The 15,777-nt window shown below is 63.8% G+C and carries 17 protein-coding genes and 1 tRNA gene; 9 read left to right on the top strand and 9 right to left on the bottom strand.

What is annotated here, in order from left to right; all coding sequences use genetic code 11:
* Nucleotides 1–36 precede the first annotated feature (36 nt).
* Nucleotides 37–1,068 carry a helix-turn-helix domain-containing protein gene (locus tag ACERHN_RS16605; RefSeq protein WP_415920133.1) on the top strand — a complete coding sequence of 344 codons (1,032 nt, stop codon included), beginning with the start codon at nucleotides 37–39 and terminating at the stop codon, nucleotides 1,066–1,068.
* Here ACERHN_RS16605 and ACERHN_RS16600 read toward each other — a convergent pair.
* The 3 genes from ACERHN_RS16600 to ACERHN_RS16590 form a co-directional block, all read right to left on the bottom strand.
* The gene (locus ACERHN_RS16600; protein WP_415920132.1) at nucleotides 1,034–2,230 is read right to left on the bottom strand and encodes an FAD-dependent monooxygenase; all 1,197 of its coding nucleotides are present in this window, start codon (nucleotides 2,228–2,230) and stop codon (nucleotides 1,034–1,036) included. The two genes, ACERHN_RS16605 and ACERHN_RS16600, sit on opposite strands and share 35 nt — an antisense overlap.
* Nucleotides 2,227–3,345, bottom strand: coding sequence for a CaiB/BaiF CoA transferase family protein (locus ACERHN_RS16595; protein WP_415920131.1), 1,119 nt, complete (start codon nucleotides 3,343–3,345; stop codon nucleotides 2,227–2,229). Before ACERHN_RS16595 ends, ACERHN_RS16600 begins: the two co-directional genes overlap by 4 nt.
* A 122-nt stretch (nucleotides 3,346–3,467) precedes the next feature.
* Nucleotides 3,468–3,543, bottom strand: a tRNA-Thr gene (locus ACERHN_RS16590).
* 132 nt (nucleotides 3,544–3,675) lie between these two features.
* Here ACERHN_RS16590 and ACERHN_RS16585 point away from each other — a divergent pair.
* Together ACERHN_RS16585 and ACERHN_RS16580 are read left to right on the top strand one after the other, a co-directional pair.
* Nucleotides 3,676–4,551: a hypothetical protein gene (locus ACERHN_RS16585; RefSeq protein ID WP_415920130.1), complete on the top strand. Its 876-nt coding sequence runs from the start codon at nucleotides 3,676–3,678 to the stop codon at nucleotides 4,549–4,551.
* 100 nt (nucleotides 4,552–4,651) lie between these two features.
* Complete coding sequence (locus ACERHN_RS16580; RefSeq protein WP_415920129.1) at nucleotides 4,652–5,116, top strand: winged helix-turn-helix transcriptional regulator; 465 nt, start codon at nucleotides 4,652–4,654, stop codon at nucleotides 5,114–5,116.
* On the opposite strand, the gene ACERHN_RS16575 is transcribed toward ACERHN_RS16580, so the two are convergent.
* Complete coding sequence (locus tag ACERHN_RS16575; RefSeq protein ID WP_415920128.1) at nucleotides 5,113–5,376, bottom strand: DUF2312 domain-containing protein; 264 nt, start codon at nucleotides 5,374–5,376, stop codon at nucleotides 5,113–5,115. The two genes, ACERHN_RS16580 and ACERHN_RS16575, sit on opposite strands and share 4 nt — an antisense overlap.
* Nucleotides 5,377–5,477: 101 nt before the next feature.
* Between ACERHN_RS16575 and ACERHN_RS16570 the strand changes: the two genes are divergently transcribed.
* The 4 genes from ACERHN_RS16570 to ACERHN_RS16555 are packed head-to-tail and all read left to right on the top strand — an operon-like array spanning nucleotide 5,478 to nucleotide 7,020.
* Nucleotides 5,478–5,720 (top strand): hypothetical protein, encoded by a 243-nt coding sequence (locus tag ACERHN_RS16570; protein WP_415920127.1) that lies wholly within the window; start codon nucleotides 5,478–5,480, stop codon nucleotides 5,718–5,720.
* A 9-nt stretch (nucleotides 5,721–5,729) separates the two neighbouring features.
* Complete coding sequence (locus tag ACERHN_RS16565; RefSeq protein ID WP_415920126.1) at nucleotides 5,730–6,149, top strand: YeeE/YedE family protein; 420 nt, start codon at nucleotides 5,730–5,732, stop codon at nucleotides 6,147–6,149.
* Nucleotides 6,149–6,580: a DUF6691 family protein gene (locus ACERHN_RS16560; protein WP_415920125.1), complete on the top strand. Its 432-nt coding sequence runs from the start codon at nucleotides 6,149–6,151 to the stop codon at nucleotides 6,578–6,580. The genes ACERHN_RS16565 and ACERHN_RS16560 overlap by 1 nt, the downstream gene beginning before the upstream one ends.
* Nucleotides 6,581–6,591: 11 nt before the next feature.
* Nucleotides 6,592–7,020 (top strand): TIGR01244 family sulfur transferase, encoded by a 429-nt coding sequence (locus ACERHN_RS16555; RefSeq protein WP_415920124.1) that lies wholly within the window; start codon nucleotides 6,592–6,594, stop codon nucleotides 7,018–7,020.
* A 10-nt stretch (nucleotides 7,021–7,030) separates the two neighbouring features.
* Here ACERHN_RS16555 and ACERHN_RS16550 read toward each other — a convergent pair whose 3' ends face one another.
* The 5 genes from ACERHN_RS16550 to ACERHN_RS16530 all read right to left on the bottom strand — a co-directional run bounded on the left by ACERHN_RS16550 (nucleotide 7,031) and on the right by ACERHN_RS16530 (nucleotide 13,069).
* Nucleotides 7,031–8,248 (bottom strand): hypothetical protein, encoded by a 1,218-nt coding sequence (locus ACERHN_RS16550; protein ID WP_415920123.1) that lies wholly within the window; start codon nucleotides 8,246–8,248, stop codon nucleotides 7,031–7,033.
* A gap of 87 nt (nucleotides 8,249–8,335) precedes the next feature.
* A complete protein-coding gene (locus ACERHN_RS16545) occupies nucleotides 8,336–11,020 on the bottom strand; it encodes an ATP-binding protein (protein ID WP_415920122.1) in 2,685 nt (894 codons plus the stop codon).
* Nucleotides 11,017–11,313, bottom strand: a complete 297-nt coding sequence (locus tag ACERHN_RS16540; protein WP_415920121.1) for a hypothetical protein — start codon at nucleotides 11,311–11,313, stop codon at nucleotides 11,017–11,019. Before ACERHN_RS16540 ends, ACERHN_RS16545 begins: the two co-directional genes overlap by 4 nt.
* The gene (locus tag ACERHN_RS16535; protein ID WP_415920120.1) at nucleotides 11,310–11,684 is read right to left on the bottom strand and encodes a response regulator transcription factor; all 375 of its coding nucleotides are present in this window, start codon (nucleotides 11,682–11,684) and stop codon (nucleotides 11,310–11,312) included. Before ACERHN_RS16535 ends, ACERHN_RS16540 begins: the two co-directional genes overlap by 4 nt.
* A 98-nt stretch (nucleotides 11,685–11,782) precedes the next feature.
* Entirely contained in the window at nucleotides 11,783–13,069 is a 1,287-nt protein-coding gene (locus ACERHN_RS16530; RefSeq protein WP_415920119.1) for a short-chain fatty acyl-CoA regulator family protein, read from the bottom strand.
* A gap of 244 nt (nucleotides 13,070–13,313) precedes the next feature.
* On the opposite strand from ACERHN_RS16530, the gene ACERHN_RS16525 reads away from it, so the two are divergent.
* Both ACERHN_RS16525 and ACERHN_RS16520 read left to right on the top strand, forming a co-directional pair.
* The gene (locus ACERHN_RS16525) at nucleotides 13,314–14,651 is read left to right on the top strand and encodes a substrate-binding protein (RefSeq protein ID WP_415920118.1); all 1,338 of its coding nucleotides are present in this window, start codon (nucleotides 13,314–13,316) and stop codon (nucleotides 14,649–14,651) included.
* Between the two features lie 94 nt (nucleotides 14,652–14,745).
* Nucleotides 14,746–15,777 carry a branched-chain amino acid ABC transporter permease gene (locus ACERHN_RS16520; RefSeq protein ID WP_415920117.1) on the top strand — a complete coding sequence of 344 codons (1,032 nt, stop codon included), beginning with the start codon at nucleotides 14,746–14,748 and terminating at the stop codon, nucleotides 15,775–15,777.

Genomic DNA, 15,777 nt, shown 5'->3' with positions numbered 1-15,777 from the left:
CTGGTGCATCCTGCGCCGTCTCTGCACAGTGACGACATGGGCAAAGATCAGAACATCCGCTACAAGGTGGCCCGCACATTTGAACAATTGTGCGGGCTTCTGAACATCGACACGGGCGCGGTGCTGCGCCGGATGGGGCGACCTGCGGACTTTTTCGAAGCGGACACGCGTGGCGTCACACCGGCGGATTACTTTGCCGGATGGGACGCGATGATGGCAGAGGTGAACCGCCCGGACATCCCCCTGATGATCGGGCAGGCCTATGCCCGCGGGCCCTTCAACCCCGCCTTTTTCGCCTTTACCTGCAGCCCCACGGTGGTGGTCGGACTCGAGCGGCTCGCGCTTTTCAAACCCCTCACCGGCCCATTGCGGCTGGCGCTGCACCGGACGGGCGCGGGGGATCTTGTGGTGACCAAGACGTCGAACGTGGCGGACATCCCCCTGCCCGCCAGTTTTGCCGCCACCGAACTGGTCTTCTTGATGGAGGCGATCCGCATCTGCACCGGCCAGGCCGCGCAGGCGCGCGCAGCAACGCTTGTACACCCCGTCGCGTGCCTGAGCGAGGTGTCCGAATTCATCGGATGTCCGATCACCCTTGGGCCGGTCACGACCCTGACCCTGCCTGCCGCGGTCGCAGACCGGCCGCTCCTGTCATCCAATGCGGATTACTGGGCGCAGCTTGAACCCGGATTTCGGCGCCAGATCAGCCAGCAGAAAACCGAAACAACCGTCACCGCACGCCTGCGTGTCGCCCTGACAGAGATGCTGCCCGCCGGGCAATCCAATGTCGGCGATGCCGCGCAACGGCTGGCAATCAGCGCGCGCAGCCTGCAACGCCACCTCAAACAGGACGGCACCACCTATCAGCTGGAATTGAACAGCGCCCGCGAAGCGCTTGCCCGGCAATACCTCAGTGCCAGCGACCTCAACATCGACGAAATCAGTTTTCTGCTCGCCTACCGCGACCCGAACTCATTCTACCGCGCATTTCAGGCATGGACGGGCCAGACCCCCGGCGCCTTCCGCGCCGCAGTCACGCCGACGGATGTGGCGGCACCATCTGCGTGATGTCATAGCCATAGACCCAGTCTTGCCGCCGGTGGATCAGCTCTGGCACCCACCGCGCCCCGATCCCCATCGGTCCATACACGACATGCTGCCCCAGGGCGGAGGCGTGGTGGAACATCCGCGCATTCGCGGCGGACCCGCGTTGCACCCGCGCCGTGCGCGCGATGCGCATGTCAAAATATTTGGGCAATGCCTGTTCGACGGGGTCTGTGGCCAAAAGTGCAGCCAGACACCACGCATCCTCCAACGCCTGCACAGCACCTTGCGCCATCGACGGCAGCATCGGATGCGCCGCATCGCCCAACAGGACAATCCGGTTCTGATGCCAGCGGGGCAGTGGCGCGCGGTCAAAAAGCGCCCAGCGATGGATTACCGGGGCCGCAGCGATCAGATCGGAGATTGCGGGATCCCAGCCTGCGAAATCCGCCGCAACCTGCGCGCTGTCGCCGGTGCTGCGCCAGTCTTCGGGCGCGGGTTCGGCCTGTTCCACCATGCCCACGAAATTGGCCAGCGTGCCGCCGCGCAGGCGTGTTGTGACCGCGTGCCGTTTGTCCCCGACCCATACGCAGGCGGTGGGCGGTGGCGCGGTGTTGCCAAGCGCTGCAATCGGCACCACGGCGCGCCATGCGACATTGCCGGTATAGCGTGGCGCATCCGGGCCCAGCATCTGGCGCCGGATCACCGAATGCAGACCGTCCGCGCCGATCACAACGTCGCCTGCGATCTCTGTCCCGTCCTGCAACCGCACGGCAGGACCGTCCGCGACGTATCCTTCGACGCTTTGCCCCGTGCGCACCGCACCCGGCGACAGCGCGCCGAGCCGCGCGACCAAAGCCTCCGCCAGATCGGCGCGGTGCACATGCATGAACGGCGCGCCCCACCGCGTTGTCGCATAGCCGCGCATGGGCAGGCGAAACACACTGCGCCCCGTCTGCCCGATCCGCATCTCGATGGCCTCGGGCTCAAACACCGTATCGCGCAGGAGCGGCGCCACCCCCATCGCCTCGAGCACGCGCCACCCGTTGGGCGAAATCTGCAACCCGGCCCCCACTTCGCCAAGCTCCGGCGCCTGCTCTAGAACCGTCACCTCCAGCCCGCGCAACGCACAGGCCACCGCAGCGGCCAGACCGCCAATCCCGCCGCCAACGATGACCACCTTCATGTCAGCGCTCCGCTGGCCTGCAAATTGACGATGGAGGCGTCGTCATGGCCCAGCGCTTTGAGAATCGCGTGCGTGTGTGCGCCGGGTGCCTGTGGCGCGGTTGGCGTCGGGGCCGGGCCGCCGGAAAAACGCGGCGCAGGTGCGGATTGCAGCACGCCGTCCTGCCGGACATAACTCGCGCGCGCGGCCATATGCGGATGTTGCGCCGCCTCCGCCACGCTCAGGACCGGCGCGACACACGCATCCGTCTGCTCAAAGTGCGCGGCCCAAGCGTCGCGCGTCCGCGTGGCAAACGCGGCCTCAAACCGGGCGTGCATTTCAGGCCAATGCGCCTGATCGTTCTGATCCGGCAACGCAGCGGCATCCAGGTCCAGCCCCTCCAGAAGCGCGGCATAGAATTGCGGCTCCAACGCGCCCACGGCCACATAGAGCCCGTCGCTGCAGGTATAACAGCGATAAAACGGGGCCCCGCCATCGAGCCAGTTTGTCCCGCGCGCGGTGCTCCAGCGCCCTTGCGCCATCATGCCGTGCAGCAACCCCATCATCGCGGGCACACCGTCGACCATCGCGGCATCCACGACCTGCCCCTTGCCGGTGTGCCCCCGCTCCGCAAGCGCGGCCAGCAGGCCAAAGATCAGGAACATCGTACCGCCACCGTAATCCGCGACAAGGTTCAAGGGCGGCACAGGGGGACAATCCGGCGCGCCCATCATCCCGAGCGCACCAGAGACTGCAAGATAGGTGAGGTCATGCCCCGCACGCGACGCCAGCGGACCAGTCTGTCCCCACCCTGTGATCCGCCCGTAAATGAGTGTCTCCGGGCATGCGTCCGGCCCAAGGCCGAGCCGTTCCATGACGCCCGGCCGAAATCCTTCGATCACCATGTCCGCCTGCGCGATCAGCGCGCGCGCCACAGCAAGGCCGCCGTCGGTTTTGAGATTGAGCGCAATGGATCGCTTGCCCCGGCGGTTCACATCCGCCCGGTCACATGGTGCGCTGGCGCGGTCGATTACCGTGACCGATGCCCCCAGATCCGCCAGCAATTGCCCCGCCAGCGGCGCAGGTCCCAGCCCTGCGAATTCCACCACCCGCAGCGCAGAAAGCGGTCCCGCCATATTGGTTTCCTTTGCCTGTGTTCGCACAATTGGACACCACCGCCCCGCCTTGCGCAAGGGCAGGCCACGCAACGCCGCGAGCGCCACGGCTCACTCACGCATTCAAAGCAATTTTGGTAAGGTGGTGCCCCCACACGGACTCGAACCGCGGACCTACTGATTACAAATCAGTTGCTCTACCAGCTGAGCTATAGGGGCGTTGCGGCGTACGTCTAATTGCTGATTCATCCGGACGCAAGATCGTTTTGACACCTGTTCAGAGGTTTTATCTCGTGAATTTTCAGCTATACCTGCACGCCGGAAACATGACGGCGAGGCCCCTCTTCCGCGATGCAACTGGTTTTACATGCTGGCGCACATTTCACCGAGGAAGATCGGTTGCTGCGCTGTCTGCTCAACAACAAGGGAACCTTCTCCAAACGCGGCGTCGCGGTGCCGGGTCCGGGGAAGTATCGTGGCCTGCTCAGGGACACGACTTTGGCGATGCTCGACGCTCCGCCCGCGCCCGACGCGCGCGAGGTGTTGCTGGATGCGATCCTCGATGACGAAGACGCCGACCGTATCCTGATGAGCCATGTGTTCCTGTTTGGCGCGCCACGCTCCGTTGTGCGGGACGGTATGATGTACTGTCTCGCCCCCGAACGGATGGCGCAGATTGCCACGCTGTTCCCAACGGACGAGGTTGAGCTCTTTTTCGCCATGCGCAACCCGGCCACCCTGTTGCCCGCCCTGTTCGAGCAAGCGCCGCAAGAGGATATGAACACGTTCCTGCGCGCGCGCGATCCGTATGCCATTCGGTGGTCCGACACGTTTACCGCCATCCGTGAGGCCGCGCCCGAGATCCCGATCACCACATGGTGCTTTGAAGACATGCCCCTGATCTGGGCCCAGATCATCCGCGAGATGGGCGGGCTGGAGCATGGCGAAAAGATCGCGGGCGGGTTCGATCTGTTGTCGGACATCATGACCCAGGAAGGCATGCAGCGGTTCCGCAGCTATCTCGCCTCTCATACCGGCATGAGCGAGGTGCAAAAGCGGCGTGTGATCGCGGCTTTCCTCGACAAGTTCGCCATCGAGGACGAGATCGAAGAGGAATTGAACGCGCCGGGCTGGACCGAAGAGACGATCGAGGCGATGACCGACATCTATGAGGAAGACGTGCTGTCTGTTGCGCGCATCCCCGGGGTCACGGTGATTTCCCCGTAACGCCGGTGCGGCGCGTGCAGTGACGGATACTGGTGGTTTTGCGCGGCGTCTTGATCTAGGTTCGGTCTACAGACCGACATATGCGTGGACCCCAGATCACATGACACCACCCGACACGTCCCGTCAGAGCCCTGTTCCCCTAGAGCATTGCGGCGTTGCACGCGCGCTGGAGGTGGTGCCGGACCGGTGGACATGGCTGATCCTGCGACAGCTGATGTACGGCGTTGGACGGTTTGCGGACATTCAGGCCGAAATCGGCATTCCCAAATCGGTCCTGTCGGCGCGGCTGGCGCGCATGCTCGAAAATGAACTGGCGTCCAAACAACCCTATCGCGATGGATTCGCGCGCACGCGGCACGCCTATGTGCTGACACGCAAGGGGCGTGCGCTGATGCCTGTGCTTCTGGCGCTCATGCATTGGGGTGATGCCCATATGCGGGAGGGCGAACCGGCGCTTTCGGTCACGGACCGGCGGGATGGAACACCCTTGCGCGTGGCCCTCACCCGCGAGGAAAATGCATTGCCGATCCGTCGCCTGCGCTATGCGCCGGCGGGCGGTGACTAGGACATGCCCAACGCTTCCTTGTAGAGTTCCAACACCGCTTCTTCTTCGGCGATATCGTCGCTGTCGCGTTTGCGCAGGGCGATGACCTTGCGGATCACCTTGGTGTCATAGCCGCGGGCCTTTGCCTCAGCCATCACTTCCTTTTGCTGGTCCGCGATGTCTTTCTTTTCGGCCTCCAAACGCTCGAACCGTTCGACGAACTGACGCAGTTCGTCTGCGGTCACGCGGTAGCTTTCAGCATTGGTTGCGGTATCGGTCATGGGGGCCTCACATCTCACCTGAAGCGCTTGGATAGCGGGGGCGCACAGGCCGCGCAAGGGGGAGCCTTGTGTCCCGTCGTCCCGTGCGCTAGCCCTGCGGCATGGAACAATCGACACGTGCGCCTCTGTTTGAATTGCTGGTCTGGGCCGGGGCGGGTTTCGCCCTTTTGGGGCTGGCGGGTCTCGTGTGGTGCATCGTCACCGTCTACCGCGCACGCCGCGCAAAATTGCCCGACGAAGAGATGCGCGCCGTGATGGCCCGTGTGCTGCCGCGCAATCTTGGCGCGCTGTTCATTTCGGTAATCGGGCTGATGCTGGTCGTTCTGGGTGTCTTTCTGGGATAGGAGCGCACGATGGATGTGGCGTGGGTCTACGGGCTGCTGGGCGGGCTGATGATTGGCTGTGCCGGGGCGGTTTTGCTGCTGGGCACGGGCCGGATCATGGGGGCTAGCGGCATTGTCGGTGGCCTGATTGACGGAACCGGGCGCGACCGTGGCACCACGCTGGCCTTTCTTGTGGGGCTGATCGGGACGCCTGCGCTGATCTCCGTCGCGGGATGGCAGGTGGACACCCGGGCCACATCCAATGCCGCATTGCTGATTGCGGGTGGCCTCGCGGTGGGACTGGGCACGCGTTTCGCCAATGGATGCACCTCGGGGCATGGGGTGTGCGGGTTGTCGCGGCTGTCGCTGCGCGGGTTGGTGGCCACGATTGCCTATATCGGAGCGGGTGCGGTGACCGTCACCGCGCTGCGCATCGGGTTGGGTCTGTGATGCGGGCGCTCTTTGCACTGATCAGCGGCGCGCTCTTTGGCGCGGGGCTGCACGTGTCCGGTATGACGGACACCGCGCGGGTGCGCGGGTTTCTGGATGTCGCCGGAGCATGGGACCCGACGCTCGCCTTTGTGATGGGCGGTGCGATCCTGCCGATGGTGATTGCGTGGCGCGTGGCGCGGCGTGGCAGGCCGGTCGCGGGCGCGGCATACCCCGCACCGCCCGGCGACGCGATCACCCGTCCGTTGATCATCGGATCTGTCCTCTTTGGGGTCGGATGGGGTCTTGTGGGGCTGTGCCCCGGTCCTGCGCTGGCATCGCTGAGCTATGGTGGCTGGCCCGGCGTTCTGTTTCTGGCGGCGATGTGTGTGGGCATGTGGGCCACACCGCCTGTGCGCCGGGCGCTGGACAGCCGCGCACGCGGCGCCTAAATTCCGGCGCTATGGATATTCGACAGATCACACCCGCCTATTTCGTTTCGCCTCAAATGGATCCGGCGGATATGCCGGACCTCGCAGCGGCGGGGATCACGACCGTGATCTGCAACCGCCCCGACCCGGAGGTGCCACCGGCCTTTCAGGCGGATGCGCTGGAGGCGGCGGCACTGGCTGCGGGGCTGACCTTTCACCGGTTGCCGCTGACCCATCAAAGCATGACACCGCAGATCGCGCAGGAACAGGCGGCCTTGATCGCGAACGCATCCGGGCCGGTCGTTGCCTATTGCGCGTCCGGCACCCGCTCCACCGTTGTGTGGACCTTGGGGCATGCGCAGAGCCTCGGGGTGGACGCCGTTCTGGAGGCCGCGCGGTCTGGGGGCTATGACCTCGAAAACATCAGGCCCACGCTCGAAGTCATCGCCAGGACAGAGTGATCCGGGGCCGTCAACCGACGGCCTTGATCGGCGCGATGTCCGGCAAATCCGCAAGATCCGGCAGGTCTGCCAGATCGGGCAGGTCATCAAGGCTGGGCAGATCGGCATCCACAGGGCCATCCGGCGCGGGCAAGGCCGCAAGGTCGGGTAAATCGGCAAGATCCGGCAGATCATCGAGATCTGGCAAGGTGTCCATGTCCGGCACTTCTGGCGCGGCTTCTTCCACGGCTGGCAGTTTTTCAGGCTCCGGTGCCGCGCGGCGCCGGTCCTTGGCATCGGGCAGTTCGACCTCCGGCAAATCCAGCTCATCTGCATCGCTGGCCCGTCGCATCGGACGATCGGCATAGTTGGGTTTACGCAGAGGCTTGACCGCCCGCACACCGTCCACATGGCCCACCGTGCCGCGCCCGACAATGCGGCCCGTCCGGGTCGTCAACTGCACCTGCGGGAAATGACCGGGTGGAACCTTCAGCACGTGGCCGACCTCCAACCCCCGCACCGATGCGAGCGACATCGGGATCTGACACACCACCATTTCGAGCTCGGCCGGGACCAGCATGATCGTATCGGCCAATTGCGGCGCGGTCTGCCCCGCATCCGCGGCCTCATCCTCGCCATCAACGGGCAACTCGCTGACCGGACGATGTGGCAGGATCAACACCATCTCGCCCTGCCGGGTGCCCTGCGCCACATCCACTGTCAATCGCACCACACCAAAATCCGTGGCCTCCAAAGCCAGCAGCATGGTGCGCACATCTGTGGCGCGCGACCCAAAGCTGAACCCTTCGATCAACGCGCAATCGGCCGGATCATCCAGCATCGGCGTCACCGCCGCGATCAGATGATCGATCAGGGGCGCACACATCGCCGCATCCGTGCGCGTCATGCGCCGGGGCGATCCGTCATCCTCGCGCACGGTGCCCAGGGTCTGTTGCTGGATAATGCCGCCGACCAGAACCGGGTCCATCATCGCGGCCCCACGCGCGCCACCCGGCCCATCGAGCAGCATCAGCAGCCCGTCATCAGACAGGTGCGCCTCGAGCGTGTCGGCGGACGCCTCCTGTACCACCGCGCCGATCATCGCCATCGGCAGGTTCAGCACCGCATCGGACACCCGCGCAAGCGCCAGACGCATCGCCTTTTGCAAGGTGACGGCACGCGCCTCATGATGGGCACGCCCCGCGCTTGCGATACGTCGCAGCGCGTTGGAAGATGCTTTGTCGTCCATACACTCTCAAACCAAAGGTCCGGCAGGTCCGTCCTTACGTAGTGAGGATTGGTTACCAAGGGCTTTAAAGCTCCGTCACACCGCACATTATTGCGCGGCAAGCGCCGCCTGCCCCGGCAGGATGACGACAAACCGATTGCCGGCCGCACTGCGTTCCAGCACGATATCACCGCCCAGCCGCGTCATGATCTCGCGACAGATGGCAAGGCCCAGTCCCGCCCCCGAACCGGGCGTTCCATCGATGCGGGCGAATTTTTCGAAAATCAGCGCCCGCTCCGATGCGGCAATCGGCGTTCCATTGTCATGAAACACCACGCACAGCGCGCCGTCGCGTGTCTCGACGGTGATATCCAGCTGTGGTTCGGGGGCGTCGCAATATTTGTCCGCATTGGTGATCAGGTTGATGAACACCTGTGCCAGCCGGTCGAGATCCGTGCTCAGCTCAATCATTTCATCAAGCCGCCGCCGCTTGAGCCGCAACGCACCGTCGCCGCTGGCCTGCGCGGTGATGACCGCCTTTTCCAGCACGTCCACCAGGCGGCCATCTTCGATGTTCAAATTCACCTGACCGTTTTCCAGAACACTCAGGTCCAGCAGGTCATCCAGCAATCGCGTGAGGCGAATCGCCTCGCCATGGATGATCGAGGCGTATTTGGTCTTTTCGATCTGGCCCAAACCTTCGGTATCGCGGAGAATTTCCGAAAAGGACCGGATCGAGGTCATGGGCGTGCGCAATTCGTGGCTGATCTGGCTGAGGAAGGCGTCCTTTTGCACCGACAGCGCCGTCAGCTTGTCATTGGCATCGCGCAGCTGTCGCGCGGTCAGGGCCAGTTCGGCGCTCTTGGCCTCAAGCTGGTTCGAGTATTCGAGGATTTGCGCGGATTCGTCGGCCACCGCCATCAGGTCTTCGACCGAAACGGACGTGCCACCGACCAGTTGCGCAATCATCGCATGGGCGGTGGCCGACCCGACGGACCCCGCCAATTCGCGTTCCAGCCGCAGCAGGAACGCCTGATTGGGCTCCGGCAAATGTCCCGCAAGACCCTGCCGCTGCGCCTCTGCGCGGAACAGCATCTGTGCGTCTTCAGGGCCCAGGATACGCTGCGCCATGATCATGAGGTCTTCGGACGTGGCCATGGCGGCGTGCCATTCCTGTGGCTGGGCCGAATGTTCAAACACATTGACGAATTGCGCGCCCTGCAACCGCTCGAGAGGCGTCGGGAAAGTCACGAGCGAGGCGACGATGAACACGGTTGTGTTCAGGGTCAGCGACCAGACCACCGCGTGCACGGTGGGATCCAACCCTTCGATCCCGAAAAGCGCCTGCGGCCTGAGCCAGCCGATGCCCCACGGCCCCTCGGCCAGCACCCGCGCCGACAAGGCGCCATCCGGGCCAAAGCTGGGCAGAAGCGACGCATAGACCCAGACCACAAAGCCAACTGACAGGCCCAGCAGCGCGCCCCATCGCGACCCGCCACGCCAGAATATCCCCCCCAGCAGCGCCGGCAGGAATTGCGCCACGCCGACAAATGAAATCAGGCCAATCGCCGCCAGCGCCGCACCGCCCCCTGACAGCCGGTAATAGAGATAGCCGAGCCCGAGGATCATCAGGATCGACGCACGCCGCGCCACAAGCACCACGTTGCGCACGTCACCGGACACAAGCGCCCCCTCGCCCCCCTGCACCTTGAGCCACACAGGCATCACCACATGGTTCGACACCATCGTGGCCAGCGCCAGCGTGGCCACGATCACCATGGACGTGGCCGACGAAAACCCGCCCAGAAAGCTGAGCCCGGCAAGGCCCGACCGGCCTTCGGCCAGCGGAATGGTCAGCACAAACAGGTCCGGGTTCGACCCCGGCGGCATCAGGTCGAGCCCCACCACAGCGATGGGCACGACAAACAGGCTCATCAACATCAGGTAGACGGGAAAGGCCCAGGCTGCGATCTGCAGGTGGCGTTCGTCTTCGTTCTCGACCACCAGCACCTGAAACATGCGCGGCAGGCACAGAAACGCGGCCGCAGACAGCGCCGTGAGCGCAGCCCAGCGGGAGCCGTCCATTTGCCACGCGCCGATGGGCGAGGCGTCGATGCGGGCCAGCATGGGCTGAAACCCTCCCGCAATGCCCCACACGACGAACACGCCCACGGCGATCAGCGCCACCAGCTTGACCACCGCTTCGACGGCGATGGCCATGACCACGCCGCTGTGCCGTTCATTGGCGTCGAGTTTGCGGGTGCCGAAAAGCACGGTGAAGATCGCGAGCCCGAAGGCGACCCAAAATGCCGCCGATGCGTTGTTGAGCGCGCTATCGGGGGACGGTTCGGCAAAGGCTTCGAGCGACAGGGTCACCGATTGCAATTGCAGCGCGATATACGGTGTCACCCCGACCACGGCCATGATGGTCACGACAATGGCCAACAGGTTGGACTTCCCATAGCGCGCGGAAATCAGGTCCGCGATGGATGTGGCCCGCTGCGCGCGCCCGATGCGCACCAGCTTGCGCAGGACCCACCACCAGCCCAGCATCACGAGCGTCGGACCGAGGTAGATGGTGACGAACTCCATCCCCGAGCGCGCCGCATATCCAACCGCACCGTAAAAGGTCCATGCCGTGCAGTAGATCGACAGCGACAGCGTGTAGACCAGCGGTGAGCGCAACCATGCGCCCTGCCCGCGCGCCGCCGACCGTTCCGCGAAAAAGGCGATGGCAAAGAGGAACGCCACATAGGCGATGCTGACCCCAACCAACTGGTTGACGGAAATCATGGGGCGTCCGCGCCGTCGGGCGCCTCCGTGTTGTCCTGCCCCTGCCCCCGCCACAGCCCGCGCCACAGGATGAACGACGCGCAGATCAGCAGGAACCACACCAGGAAGACGTATATAACCGCCGTCGACATGCTGACGGCCTGCGCGCCCGTGTCCGAAACCGCGGGCCAGAACAGCGGCAGCATCAGCAGCATCACACCGAGGATCGGCAAAAGGCGCAGCGCATCCATCATCCGCCGCCGCCGGTAACTGCGGCGTTCAAGAAAGACGGCGGATGGGCTTGGCGGTTTCATTGCGCCAGTTGCACCAGGTCGCGCACCGCCGTCATGACTTCGAGATTGGAAAACGGTTTGGTCATGAAGCGGCTGACACCTGCGCGTTCGGCTTCGTCGCGGTCGCGCGACTGGCCGCGGGCGGTCAGCATCAGGATCGGCAGGCTCGCAAATTCCGGATCCGCGCGCAGTTCCTTGAGAATGTCCATGCCGCTTTTGCCCGGCAGCATATAGTCGAGCACCAGCAGGTCCGGGCGCAAATCGCGCACTGTATCGACCGCCGTCGCCCCATCGCCATGCGTATCCACCTGCCAACCCTCCCGGCTCAACAAAAAGCGGATGGCCTCGATGATATTGATCTCGTCTTCGACCAGCAGAACATGCTTGCCCATGTCTGCACCTCCTCCCCGATATGCGCGCCCGGGCGTTGTGCCTCTGTTGACGCGCGGAAACTATGTGACCATTTGCGGCCCCTGTCAAAATGGATCGCTCAAAATTCCTCGCTCAGGATGGACGGCTCCCGGCGGCCGGGGCATTTGCGCCGGGGGCAGATGCGGCATGTGGGTCCAAGCGGCAGCGGGTCGGGCCCCGCATCGCGGTCGGTGGCCGGAACGGGAACGATCAGCATCGTCGCTTCGGTCAATGGCATCATGTTGGGTTCTGCGGGGGTCATGACCTGCGCCGTCGCATAGCAGTCGAACAGCGCGGATTCCCGCCCGCGCATCTCCGCCCGCCGGTAAAGCGCGCTGCCCGGCATGGCCAGCGCTTCGAAGAGCGGCCACAGGGGACAGGATGCGCCGTGACGCGCGATGGCAAACCCCGACGCCGCCTTGCGAAAGACCAGACTGCCCGCCCGGTCCGCAACCACAAGCCCGAGGCCAAGATCCGGCAAGAGCGCCAGCCGCCGCATGACTTGCGGCAATGGCACGTTCAAGTGGTTGGCGATGGCGATCGGGTTGGCGCCGTGTTCCGCATGGGCATCGGCAAGCACGGCATCCGGCACCGCCGCACGGTCCGCCCCGATGCGTTGCAGCACCGCCGCGGCCAGGCGGCGTGCGGCATGGGTCGTCAGCTCCTTCGCCTGCGTGATGCGGTCCGCATCCGTGTCCCGTGCGGTGAAGGCATAGTCATTCGCGGTCAGAAACGCCTCGACCTCTTCCTGTGCGGACAAGCCTGATGCGGCCTCGCCCGTTTCGGCATCGAGAAATCCCACCAGCGCCTTGGAGCTGTCGGCAAGCCGTTGGCTGTCGCTGTCGAGGTTGCCGTGAAAGCGCGCGCGCCAGTCGGGGCTGAGGTCCGGGTCCTCGGCAAGGATGGAAGCGGTGGCGCGGATGGACGCCGCAGTGGACAAGACTTCGTGCACCGATGCCGCCAGCTTCGGATCATATGCCAGCCGGTCGCTCAGCGTTTCGACCGTGCGTTCCAGCCGGTTGATCTGGCGATGCGCGGCGGCCAGTGCCTCCGCCCAGCCGGGGAAACGCCCGGCAAATTCGTCGGCGCGCTCTGTCTCTGGCGCGGCGACCCCTTGGGCGGCCGCCGCCTCGCGCAGTGTCGCGATCAACGCAGCCTCTGCCCCTTCGGTCAGCATCGACGGATCGACCCCCAGCGTGCCCGCGATATCCAGAAGCAGTTTGCCGCCGATTCTGCGCCGATTGTGTTCGATCAGGTTGAGATAAGAGGCCGAAATGCCCAGCTGCCGCGCCAGATCGGCCTGCTTGAACCCTCCCATGATCCGCCTTTCACGGATGCGTGTGCCTGCCAATGCTTCGCGTGCCATATGCGACCCTCTCGCAACAGTGGAATTTCCCGTTCGTTTTCAGTGCCTTTCTGCACTGCAACGTAAGAAACTTTACACTGTATACCGCCGTATTGTGCAGATGTTTACAAAATAATCATTCTAAACAAAGGGTTTATTGCGCAGTTTTCTGACTTCGCGCCATAACGTATTTGCACCTTTGGGTGCCGTGCGTCCGGGTGGAGGAGCCCGCGCCGCACATCTCAAATGAAACGGGAGGATTTTCATGTCCAAGATGACTCTGTCGCGTCGCGGCGTGCTGCAAACCGGTGCAATCGCCGGTGCAAGCTTTGCTGCTCCGACAATCTTTACGGCCCAGTCGGCCGCAGCGTTTACAAACGAACCCACCGGTTCGAGCGTCACGCTGGGCTTCAACGTGCCCCAGACCGGCCCCTATGCCGACGAAGGTGCGGACGAACTGCGCGCCTATGAGCTGGCGGTCGAGCACCTGAACGGTGGCGGCGACGGCGGCCTGATGAACACGTTCTCGTCCAAAGCCCTGCAGGGCAACGGCATCCTCGGCAAGAAAGTCGAGTACGTCACAGGCGACACGCAAACCAAATCCGACGCCGCGCGCGCATCCGCACGCTCGATGATCGAAAAAGACGGCGCCGTGATGATCACGGGTGGCTCGTCCTCGGGTGTGGCCGTGGCCGTGCAAGCGCTCTGCCAAGAGGCGGGCATCATCTTCATGGCGGGTCTGACCCACTCCAACGACACCACCGGCAAGGACAAGAAAGCAAATGGCTTCCGCCACTTCTTCAACTCCTACATGTCCGGTGCGGCGCTTGCTCCGATCCTCGGTGCGAACTACGGCAACGACCGTAAAGCCTACCACCTGACCGCCGACTACAACTGGGGTTACACCACAGAAGAAGCGGTGCGGACCTCGACCGAAGCGATCGGCTGGGAAACTGTCGCAGCTGTGAAAACACCGCTGACACAGACCGACTTCAGCTCCTACATCGCGCCGGTTCTGCAATCGGGTGCGGACGTGCTGGTTCTGAACCACTACGGCGGGAACATGGTGAACTCGCTGACCAACGCGGTTCAGTTCGGCCTGCGCGACAAGCTGGTGAACAACAAGAACTTCGAGATCGTTGTTCCGCTCTACTCGCGCCTGATGGCGAAGGGTGCGGGCGCCAACGTGAAGGGTATCTTTGGCTCCACCAACTGGCACTGGTCGCTGCAGGACGAAGGCTCCAAGGCGTTCGTGCAATCCTTCGGCAACAAATACGGCTTCCCGCCGTCCCAGGCCGCGCACACCTGCTATGTGCAGGCGATGCTCTATGCCGATGCCGTGGAACGCGCCGGTTCGTTCAACCCCTGTGCGGTTGGCGAAGCGCTCAAGGACTTCGAATTCGACGGCATGGGCAACGGCCCGACCCTCTATCGTGGCGAAGACCACCAGTGCTTCAAGGACGTGCTGGTCGTGAAAGGGAAAGAGAACCCGACATCGGAGTTCGACCTTCTCGAGATCGTGGAAGTCACACCGGTCAGCCAGGTTACCTACGACGCCTCCATCTTTGGCGGCGAGCTGGGCACCTGCAACCCGGGCGCCTAAGCGGCACGCACAAAACAAGGGTGGGCAAATTGCCCACCCTACTCCGGCCCGCCAGCGGGCCCGCTCTCTCTCACTTCAACCAAAGGTCCGACCGATGGAAGCCATCATCCTGCAAGTCCTGAACGGGCTCGACAAAGGCTCGGCCTATGCGCTGATTGCGCTTGGGCTGACGCTGATCTTCGGTACGCTGGGCGTTGTGAACTTTGCCCACGGGGCGCTGTTCATGATCGGTGCGTTCTGTGCCGTCACCCTGAGCCGTATCATCTCCCTGAGCCACACCGTTATCGACGAAACGCAGAAGGATTTCCTCGGAAACCCGCTCAAGGTTGAGGTGCCCTATGTCTACGACTGGTTCGGAGAGGCGGCGGGCAATACCATAATCGACTGGGCCGTGCCGCTGTCGATCCTGTTTGCCATTCCCGTCATGATCGCCATCGGCGTTGCGATGGAACGCGGGCTGATCAAGCACTTTTACAAGCGCCCCCACGCGGACCAGATCCTCGTGACGTTCGGCCTTGCCATCGTGCTGCAGGAGATCATCAAGTATTACTACGGTGCCAACCCGATCCCGACACCTGCGCCATCGGCCTTTGTCGGATCGTTCGATTTTGGCGCCATGATGGGCTTTGAGGCCAATCAGATCATCTATCCCTACTGGCGGATCATCTACTTTGCCTTTGCTGCGATCATCATCGGTGCCGTCTTTGCCTTTCTCCAGTTCACCACCTTCGGGATGGTTGTCCGGGCCGGCATGGCCGACCGCGAGACGGTGCAGCTTTTGGGGATCAACATCGACAAGCGGTTCACGCTGATGTTCGGGATTGCGGCGGCTGTCGCGGGGCTGGCCGGGGTGATGTACACGCCGATCAACTCGCCCAACTATCACATGGGCATGGATTTCCTCGTGCTGTCCTTTGTGGTGGTGGTTGTGGGCGGCATGGGGTCGCTGCCCGGTGCCGTGCTCGCAGGCTTCCTGCTGGGCATTCTGGAAAGCTTTGCGTCGATGCGCGAAGTGCTGGCGATCCTGCCGGGCCTGAACCAGATCATCATCTACCTTGTTGCAATCATCATTCTGCTGACCCGTCCTCGGGGCCTTATGGGCCGCAAGGGCGTGATGGAGGACTAA

Source organism: Tateyamaria rhodophyticola, from assembly GCF_047777875.1.
In the GTDB taxonomy this organism is placed as follows: Bacteria; Pseudomonadota; Alphaproteobacteria; order Rhodobacterales; family Rhodobacteraceae; genus Tateyamaria.
The sequence above is the reverse complement of the archived record's forward strand: the minus strand, read 5'-3'. Positions and strand labels throughout refer to the sequence as shown.